The organism is Psychromonas aquatilis (assembly GCF_038155185.1).
GTDB classification, from domain to species: Bacteria; Pseudomonadota; Gammaproteobacteria; order Enterobacterales; family Psychromonadaceae; genus Psychromonas; species Psychromonas aquatilis.
The window spans coordinates 1-206 of sequence record NZ_JBAKAZ010000513.1 but is presented as its reverse complement, the minus strand read 5'-3'; the positions used below and the strand labels follow the sequence as shown (position 1 = coordinate 206).

At 35.0% G+C, this 206-nt stretch carries 1 pseudogene; it reads left to right on the top strand.

Features of this window, described 5'->3' with window-relative positions:
• Positions 1 to 206, top strand: a pseudogene (locus V6256_RS16340) (ornithine carbamoyltransferase); the annotation flags it as partial.

The following is a 206-nucleotide window of genomic DNA, read 5'->3' as shown; positions in this document are numbered from 1 at the left end:
CATCCTTGTCAGGTGATGGCAGACTTTTTAACTATTTCTCAAAATTTTGATGATTTAACTTAAGTTAAATTTGCGTATATTGGAGATGGTAATAATGTTACTCATTCTTTGTTCATTGCTGCTGCGATTTTAGGTCCAGCGGTAACTGCTGTTTGTCCTTTAGGTCAAAGCCCAGATGCTCAAATTTTGAAAAAAGCAGAAGAAAT